The organism is Candidatus Syntrophosphaera sp. (assembly GCA_019429425.1).
Classification (GTDB): Bacteria; Cloacimonadota; Cloacimonadia; order Cloacimonadales; family Cloacimonadaceae; genus Syntrophosphaera.
Genome location: JAHYIU010000093.1, coordinates 1 through 8784, shown reverse-complemented (window position 1 = coordinate 8784; position 8784 = coordinate 1). Strand labels below are relative to the sequence as shown.

Genomic DNA, 8784 nt, shown 5'->3' with positions numbered 1-8784 from the left:
CACTTTTCACAATCAAAAAAACTGGATCCCGGGTCAACCACCCCACCACCCAACAAGTTGTGCGGCGAGGACCCCGGCGCCCGGGATGACAAAAACCTGGCTTTGTTTGTATTATTCAACGGTCTTCGAGGACATCTATTTGTTGTGGCCCCACCCCCACCCCAAACACAGATACGATCTGTGTTTGGGGGAGGGGGTGGGGAATTTGGGGGACAGATGCCCGATCGCCATGCCATACCCGGGATAAATCCCGGGCCTATTGTCCTGCACCGGTTAAAACCGGTTTGATGATCATTGCGGAGCTTTCTTACGTGAGGGATAAATCCCCCCGCCTATTGTCCTGCACCCCACCTGCGGCGGGGTTTTTCAACTGTCTGCGCCGGTTGAAACTGGTTGCGGCATTACTTACATCAGCAACGCCCCTTTCATGAGAAAAAGCTTTACACAAATTGTGTCCTACTTTGATTTGGACTGAGGAGGTTTACCATGAGCAGCAACACAATAACCTTCCTATTGTATCATATAGTGTTCAGCGTTAGGAACCGTGAGCCTCGATTGGTCAGACTTATCCGGGATAGTATGTATCCCTATATGGGTGGGGTCATCAAGAACATCGGTGGAATCCCGATTGTTATCAACGGTACTCGCGATCACGTTCACATCCTGTGTTTTCTCCCCCGCCACATATCCTTGTCTGAATCCATCAAGATCATCAAGGCCAAGAGTTCGCTTAGGCACAACCGCAATTTCAACCCCAATGGACTTCCGCTGCATTGGCAGGATGGATATGGGATTTTTACTGTGGCGGCAGAGCAGATGGATAAGGTAAAACATTACATTGTAGAACAAGACCAGCACCACATGAAACGTGGATTTGCAGAAGAATGGGATATTCTGCATAACAAGGCCATCGATTACATGAATAAGTCGCCTGAAATGATCTCCGACTTTGTGGAGGATTGATTCATTATCAAGGGCATTGACCTGTAAGTTCCATCTATGCTAAAACCCCGCTGCAGGTGGGATGCAACTGTTAATCACTATTGGGTGTTCATTCGATGTTGTTTTGCCCATTGACAAACCCCGCCGCAGGTGGGGTGCAGGGCAATAGGCGGCGGCTTCAGCCGTCGTATTAAAAAGCGTGGATGTTTGTAAATTTGACCCCACCCCCCACCCCAAACACAGATTACATCGGTGTTTGGGGTGGGGGTGGGGAATTTGGGGGACATATGCCCGATCGCCACGTCATACCCGGGATAAATCCCGGGCCTAATGTCCTGCACCCCACCTGCGGCGGGGTTTTTCAACAGTTTGCGCGTGTTGAAACCGGTTGTTGATTATCCAAAAATTACCTTCACAAAGGATGAGTTTTCCGCCTACTGTCCTGTATACCGTTGAGAGTCCTTAGTGATAGAAACTATGGCCTTCTATTCTAATTGGACAATAGGGTTTTTTATCTCAGCGCCAGCTGCTCGAAAACGTCTATCCCGACAGGAATACAGGTTTCGTCAGGCAGGAATTTGCCCGAGTGCAGGGGCTCGCCGCAGCCTGAGCCCAGCCAGAACAGCAGGCCGGGATACAGCGTGGTGAAGAAGCCGAAATCCTCGCCGGCCAGCGCGATCTCCGCGTCCTCATATCGAATGCCCAGCTCCGGGCAGATCCTTTGCAATTCTTCCACCAGGCCCTCTGAATTCACCACCGGGTCGTAACTGCGCAGGAAATCCACCTCATATTCGGCGCAGGTGCTTCTGGCCGCCAGGGCGCAATTAGCCAGGATCAGTTCGTTGATTTTGTGGCTGATCTCCTTGGTCAGGCTGCGCTGCGTCCCCTCCAGTTTGCAGAGGTCGGGGACCACGTTGCGCACGGTGCCGGAGCTCATTTTGCCGATGTGGCAGATCACCCTGGCGCTGGCAGCCAATTCCGCGATTCCGCTCTGCGTCAGGCGCATGAATTCAATCCCGGCGGAGAGCGCGTTCACGCCCTGTTCCGGATAGGCGGCATGGGCGGAGCGGCCTTTGAAGATGACGTCGAACTCCTGGGGGATGCCGAAAAACACTCCCGCCCGGCTGGAAACTGTGTTCACGGGCAGTCCGCTGGCCACATGCAGCGCGAAAACCTCGCCCACGGGAAAGGTCTGGATCAGCCCTTCGGCCAAAACAGATTCCGCCCCGCCCTGGCCTTCCTCGGCTGGCTGGAAGAGGAACAGCAGGTTGCGTTCGGGCTTGGTGGCCGTGATCCGCTCGATCAGGCCCAGCAGCACTGTCATGTGGACATCGTGGCCGCAGGCATGCATCATGCCCTCGTGAAGGGAGGCGAAGCCGCAGCCTGTGTTCTCAGTCACTGGCAGGGCGTCCATATCAGCCCGGAACAGCCGGTAGTCCCCTTCACCCTGGCTGTATTCCACCAGGATGCCGGGGTTGGTGGCAAATTCGTGGACGCGGATCCCCTCAAGCTGGCGCAGTTGGCTCAGCAGCAGGGCCTTGGTCTCATGCTCAGCGAAGGCGGGCTCGGGTATCCGGTGCAGTTCCCGGCGGAGCTGGCCCAAGTCAAAACTCATATCAGGCCTGCCTTTTTGGCGTGCCTGGCCAGGATGCGCACCGCGTTGGTGGCCGCCCCCAAACGGACGTTGTGGCCCACATTCCAGAAGCAGACGGAGTTCGGCCCGGTTCCGAGGCGCAGGCGGCAGACGTGGCTGGAATCGGATGAGCCCAGGTCCCGCGGCGTGATATAGGTATTTTCGTCATAGGCGATGGATTCGCCGGCAGCCAGGGCTTCCGCGGCCTCCCGCAGGTCGACCGGACGCTCAAATTCCGCGTAAACGCTCTCGCTGTGGCCATGGATCACGGGCACCCGCACCGCGGTCGCGGCTACGGCCAGGTCCGGTTTGTCCAGGATCTTACGGGTTTCCAGGCGAATCTTCTCCTCTTCTTGGGAATAGCCGTCATCCTGGAAAGCCCCGATCTGGGGGATCACGTTGAGGTCGATCAGTTCGGGATAGATGCCCTTGTCCGTGCCGCCGGAACGCTGTTCCTGCAAGGTGCTGATCCCCTTGTGCCCGCTGCCGGAAACGGCTTGGTAGGTGCTGACCACCACCTTGCTGAGGCCATACAGCCGGTCCAGGATCGCCAGGGGCAGCACCAGCTGGATCGTGGTGCAGTTGGGATTGGCGATGATGCCGCAATACCCTTCCACCAGGCTGCCATTGATCTCCGGCACGATCAGCGGGACATTCGGGTCCTGCCGGAAGGCCGAGGAATTGTCGATCACGACGTTGCAGGCCTCGGTGGCGATGGGCGCGAAACTGCGGGCCACGCCGGCTCCGGCGGAAAAGAGCACGTAATCGTAATGCCGGAGCATGGCGTTTTCGGTGAGGACCTGCACGCCGAGGGGCCTGTCGCCAAAGTAGAGGACGGTCCCTTCGGAGCGCGCGGAGGCATAGAGGTCCAGTTCCTCCGCGTGGATATTGCCTTCCTCCAGGCAGGTGATCATCATTCTGCCCACTTCACCGGTGGCGCCGACGATGGCTATTTTCATCCAAAAGTCCTTCAGTTATGATATTAGAAAAGCCCTTTTCTGCGGAGAGCCGGCTTTTGTCAATGCAAAACTTGACAAAAAGGCCGCCGCGGGAATCTTAACCCACGAAGCAACGCCCCAGTAGCTCAGGGGATAGAGCAGCGGTTTCCTAAACCGTTGGTCGGATGTTCGATTCATCTCTGGGGCGCCACTTCTAAAGGACGCCATGAACGCTTTCGAGCCAGGTAAGATCGTGCTTTTTTACCAGCAGGAAAGGCTGTGCGCAGGCCTGATCACAGCTGTGACCGAGCAGCGCTGCCAGGTCCTCGATGCCGTGGGCGCCAGCTTCAACCTTCCCCTCGGACGTTTCGTATTTATCTCCCAGGATGTTTACACACCTGTTTCTTCCGCAACATTACTCAGCTTTGAACAAGAAATGGCGATTACGCTCGGATCCCTGCCGGAGGCGGAGATTCTATCAGTTCTATCCAAAATACCCACCCCCTTCAGTTTTGCTGAGGCTTGCGCCGCCCTGGTTTACGAGGATGACCTCCGCCGTTTCTCGCTGTTCCATTATCTCAAGGAACGGCCGGACCTCTTTGTCTCCCATAAAGGCCAGTTCCGCACCCGCGGCGAGGATGAGCTCAGGCTTTACCGGGAACAGCAGCGCCGGGAAGAGGAGCGGATGCGCTATCTGCAGGAGGTCGAAAGATTTCTCAAAGATGGCGCTGGGGAAGACCTGCCTGCCCAATATCGCGGGCAGTTTCTGGCCGAACTGCGCGAGCTGCTCGTTTCCCAGGAGCGCAAGGACCTGGCCAGGCTGCTGCGCGCCACCGCGGGAGATAAAGCATTGGAAGAACAGGTCCAAGCCCTGCGGCTGCGCTTGGGCGACATCCTGCCGGAGACAGATCCCATGGCTGCCGGGAGCGGCATTCCCATCCTTTTTCCCGCGGAGCTGTGGCGCCAGGCGCAAGCTTCGCAGTCCGGTCCGGTCAGTGACGCGGAGGCTTTCAGCATTGACGCGGAAGACGCTCCCGACCACGACGACGCCATTTCCATCCAGGCTTTGCCGGAAGGCTGGCTGCTGGGGGTCCATATCAGCGACGTAGCCGCCTGTATCCCGAGGGACTCGGACCTGTATCGTGAAGCCCAAAGCCGCGTGGCTTCGCTCTATCTGCCGGGGGAGAGCGTTCCCCTGCTGCCTCCGGAACTTTCCCATGCCGCCTTCAGTTTGGTCCAAAGCGAGCCGCGCCCCGTGCTTTCGCTTTATGCCCGGCTGGATAAGGATTTGAAACTGCTTGACCATGAATTCAGGCGCGAAACCCTCAGCCTGAAGCATAACTTCAGCTACGACGAGGTGGACCGCCGGCTGGAGTCCAGGCCCTTTGATCTCTTGAACAAGATCTGCCTGAGACTGAACGAGGAGCGGACCGGCGGCGAGAACGGCCGCAAGCCCCGCTATTTCTGGAATCTCAAGGTATCCGGACACGACATCCGGATGCAGCGGATCGACAACCTCAGCCCGTCCAGATTCATCATCGAAGAGCTGATGATCCTCTACAACCGGCTGTTCGCGGAACGGCCCATGGATAGCGGCCTGCCTCTGATCTACCGCAATATCGCGCAGTTTCCCGCCACCGACGAGGATGAGGAGGCCCCGGCCTTCGGTTCCCAGGCCTATCTTAGCACCCAGGCCCAGTTCCATCCCGGAATCGGCTCGCAGGCCTATCTGCACGCCACTTCCCCCATCCGCCGCTTTACCGATATCGTGAACCAGGCCCAGTTCGAGTCACTACTGGAAGGCAAAAACCAGCCCTACACGAGCACTGAACTGGATGAACTGATCCCCCGGATCGAAAAGCGCCTGCTTTATCTGCGCGCCGTGGCCCACCGCAGCGAGCGTTACTGGCTGCTCCGCTATCTTGAGCAAAAACATTTGGGCACCCCCCTGGACGGGATCCTGCTGCGCCGCCTCAAGCATGGCTACCTGGCGGAGCTCTCGCGCTGGGAAAAGAGGCTGGTCCTGCGCTGTGAAGACAAACCGCCGCTGCAGGCACCGGTCAAACTAGTCGTCTCCAAAGTGGACCTGGATGAACTCGTCGCATATGCGGATGTGATACTTTAAATTCTCACACAGATTACACAGATTACACAGATTAAAAGAAGATAAGCACGCAGATTTCGCAGATCACGCAGATTTACAAATTGATAAGCACGCAGATTTCGCAGATCACGCATATAAAAAAGATTTAATACGGATTTAACGGATTACACGGATTTACGGATTAAAGAGGGAGAATAGGGGAATACGAAAAAACTCTGAAAAAGATCAAATAAGCGCGGAAAAAGAAAAATGGACAGTATCCCTGTCATCCCTATCCATCCTGTGCATCCCTAATCTATTCAAAGAAAATCAGCGAAATCAGCGAAATCTGCGTGCTTATCTTCTTTTAATCTGTGTAATCTGTGAAATCTGTGTGAGGCCTCAAACCAAATAGTGCTGGACAAAAACCCCCTCCCGCTTGGATTGTTCCCCAAAGTTTCAAGCAAGGGAACGTTTAATGGATAACCCTCACCAACAAAACTGGTTGCGCAGCCGGGTCAAAACCGGCTGGGTGGCACTCAGGGACGCCTCCGCCGAGACCTGGAGCGCTCTGGGCTTCAAATGCGGGCTGGAGGTGCACCAACAGCTCAACACCGCCAAAAAGCTTTTCTGCCGCTGCCCCGCCGGCATCTACCACGATTTTGACGATTTCGACGCCGAGATCGTCCGCCACATGCGTCCCACCCTTTCCGAACTGGGCGAATACGACGGCACGGCGCTGATGGAATTCAAGACCCGCAAAAAGATCGTCTACCGCATCAAGAACGACAGCGCCTGCACCTACGAGGTGGACGACACCCCGCCTTTCGCGCTCAACCGCGAAGCGCTGGACCAGGCGATGCTGATCGCCCTGCTGCTGAAGATGAAGATCGTCGGCGAACTGCACATCACCCGCAAGCAATACCTGGATGGCAGCATCCCGACGGGCTTCCAGCGCACCACCATCCTGGGCATCGAGGGCGAATTCCCCATCTCCGGCAAAAAGATCCGCGTGATCCAATTCAGCGTGGAGGAAGACAGCTGCCGCGAGGTTTCGGACATCCGCCACACCCGCACCTATTACGCGGACAGGCTGGGCATGCCGCTGATCGAAACGGTCACCTATCCGGACATGAAAACCCCCTGGGAGGCCCACGAGGCCGCGCAAAACATCCGCTTCATCGCCCGCAGTTCAGGTCTGGTGAGGGTTGGGATCGGAGCCGCCCGCGAGGATGTGAACGTATCCGTCACCGGCGGCACCCGGGTCGAGATCAAGGGCGTGGCCCATATCTCCTGGATCCCCAAACTCACTCACAATGAGGCTTTCCGCCAACATTCCCTGTTGCTGGTCAAAGCCGAACTGGCCCAGAGGATCAAGCATCCGGATAAGTGGGGGATCAGCCACAGCCTGCTGGATCCTGCCGACTGGCGCCACATCCCCATCCTGAAAGAACATTCCGCCCAGGGCTGGAAACTGCTCGCGGTCAATCTGCCCCGCTTTGGCGGCATCCTCAGTTGGTTCAACCAGCCCGGACGCTGCTTTGCCGACGAGATAGCCGACCGCCTGAAGGTGATTGCCTGCCTGGAGCGGCCGAATATGTTCCACTCCGAGGATATTGGGATGGAGGGATTTGGGGTGGAGGAATTTGGGGTGGCAAATTCCGCTTTGCCACAGGGCTCGCAGAGCCCTTCAGAAAGTGAAGCAGACTCCGTCCGCTCGCCGAATCGGAATTCGGCTTCCCAAAATATCCCACAGGGCTCGCAGAGCCCTTCAGAAAGTGAAGCAGACTCCGTCCGCTCGCCGAATCGGAATTCGGCTTCCCAAAAGTCACAGTTTTTCTCTGGCGGGCATGGACTCCAGCAAGACCCCACGGGCACGGTTGACGAGGGTCCTCGAGTCGATGCTCGTTCCTCGCTCGACTCCAGGGAAATCGCCTCGCTCGATTCCAGGGATTGGGATAAGATCCGCTCTGATCTGAAAGCCGGCCCGGACGACGCCCAGATCCTTTTCTGGGCTCCCGATGAGGACATCAAAACCGCCCTGGAGACCATCGCGGAGCGCTGCCAGCTTGCCTTTGCGGGCGTTCCCAACGAGACCCGCAAATCCCTGCCCGACGGCATCACCTGGTTCGAGCGCGTTCTGCCTGGCGCGGACCGCATGTATCCGGACACCGATTCCGCCCCCATCCCCGTCCTCGAGGAGATGATCGAAGACGCCCGCAAGCTGCTTCCCGTGGGCCTGGACCGCCGTTTGGATCAATTGGCGGAGTGGGGGATACCTTTCGACGCCTACACCTATCTGCTGCGCAACAACCTGATGCCGGTGCTGGAGGAGTTTTCCGCCAAATATGACATCGCGCCGAAAAAACTCGCCCTGCTCTACGCCCATCTGCTCAAAGGCCTGCAGGGACGGGAGCCGCTGCCCTTCGACCACCAGCGCGTGGAGGACCTGCTGATCTTCATCGACAAGAGGAACCTGAAATTGGACATCCTCCCGGAGATGCTGAAGGTGCTCTTTGCCAATCCCAACATGCAGTTCGCCTCCGTGTTGGCTGTCCTGGGCCACAAGGAAACGCCCACCGGGGAGATCCTGGCCCAGATCCCCCTGCTCCGCAAAATGTGGGCGCGGGCCAAAACCCCCGGTCTGAAAAGGCCGGATGCCGCTTCCCACTGGATGATGGGCCGTCTGCGCCAGATGGCTTTGGGGAACATTTCCCTCGCGGAGCTGCGCCAGGCAATTGAGAACGGTATGCAGAAGGAGGGGACCGATGCTTGACCTATTCAAAGGTTACAAAGGCCGCGCCCTCGAGGTGCTGAAACATTTCCAGGCCAGGGTTTGGGGCGAAACAAACGTCCAGACCACCCGCGGCGACTTCCAGGGCATCATCCTGCCCCGCAGCGAGAACGACGACGACCAGCACATCGTGCTCAAGCTCGCCACCGGCTACAACGTTGGCATCGACGTGGAAACGATCCAGGGCATGCAGGAGATCGGCTATAAGGAAGCGCACTACAAGATCCCCGAAAAGGAATTCCCCTTCACTCCCGGACTCCCCAAAGTCAAGCTGCTCGGCACCGGCGGGACCATCGCCTCCCGCCTGGATTACCGCACCGGAGCCGTCATCCCCGCTTTTTCGCCCGGCGAACTTTACGGCGCCGTGCCTGAACTGGCGGAGATCTGCAACCTG

6 protein-coding genes and 1 tRNA gene are annotated in these 8784 nt (G+C 57.6%); 5 read left to right on the top strand and 2 right to left on the bottom strand.

The features are described 5' to 3' along the window. The first annotated feature begins 486 nt into the window (after positions 1-486). Positions 487-963 (top strand): IS200/IS605 family transposase, encoded by a 477-nt coding sequence (gene tnpA / locus K0B87_08535; protein MBW6514784.1) that lies wholly within the window; start codon positions 487-489, stop codon positions 961-963. A gap of 490 nt (positions 964-1453) precedes the next feature. Here the strand turns inward: tnpA and K0B87_08530 are convergent, their stop codons facing one another. Next, the gene (locus K0B87_08530) at positions 1454-2557 is read right to left on the bottom strand and encodes an amidohydrolase (protein ID MBW6514783.1); all 1104 of its coding nucleotides are present in this window, start codon (positions 2555-2557) and stop codon (positions 1454-1456) included. After that, entirely contained in the window at positions 2554-3534 is a 981-nt protein-coding gene (locus K0B87_08525) for an aspartate-semialdehyde dehydrogenase (GenBank protein ID MBW6514782.1), read from the bottom strand. Before K0B87_08525 ends, K0B87_08530 begins: the two co-directional genes overlap by 4 nt. Before the next feature lie 114 nt (positions 3535-3648). Here K0B87_08525 and K0B87_08520 point away from each other — a divergent pair. The 4 genes from K0B87_08520 to K0B87_08505 form a co-directional block, all read left to right on the top strand. Next, positions 3649-3724, top strand: a tRNA-Arg gene (locus K0B87_08520). Positions 3725-3739: 15 nt separating this feature from the next. Next, positions 3740-5638 (top strand): RNB domain-containing ribonuclease, encoded by a 1899-nt coding sequence (locus K0B87_08515; protein ID MBW6514781.1) that lies wholly within the window; start codon positions 3740-3742, stop codon positions 5636-5638. A 436-nt stretch (positions 5639-6074) separates the two neighbouring features. Further along, positions 6075-8372 carry a Glu-tRNA(Gln) amidotransferase GatDE subunit E gene (locus K0B87_08510; protein MBW6514780.1) on the top strand — a complete coding sequence of 766 codons (2298 nt, stop codon included), beginning with the start codon at positions 6075-6077 and terminating at the stop codon, positions 8370-8372. Next, a partial coding sequence (locus K0B87_08505) for an asparaginase (GenBank protein ID MBW6514779.1) occupies positions 8365-8784 on the top strand: 420 nt, incomplete at its 3' end. The genes K0B87_08510 and K0B87_08505, both read left to right, overlap by 8 nt.

What these genes read in the sequence shown, in the direction of transcription:
- tnpA (MBW6514784.1), top strand. Translation starts at nt 487, where the DNA reads ATGAGCAGCAACACAATAACCTTCCTATTGTATCATATAGTGTTCAGC.
- K0B87_08530 (MBW6514783.1), bottom strand. Translation starts at nt 2,557, where the DNA reads ATGAGTTTTGACTTGGGCCAGCTCCGCCGGGAACTGCACCGGATACCC.
- K0B87_08525 (MBW6514782.1), bottom strand. Translation starts at nt 3,534, where the DNA reads ATGAAAATAGCCATCGTCGGCGCCACCGGTGAAGTGGGCAGAATGATG.
- K0B87_08515 (MBW6514781.1), top strand. Translation starts at nt 3,740, where the DNA reads ATGAACGCTTTCGAGCCAGGTAAGATCGTGCTTTTTTACCAGCAGGAA.
- K0B87_08510 (MBW6514780.1), top strand. Translation starts at nt 6,075, where the DNA reads ATGGATAACCCTCACCAACAAAACTGGTTGCGCAGCCGGGTCAAAACC.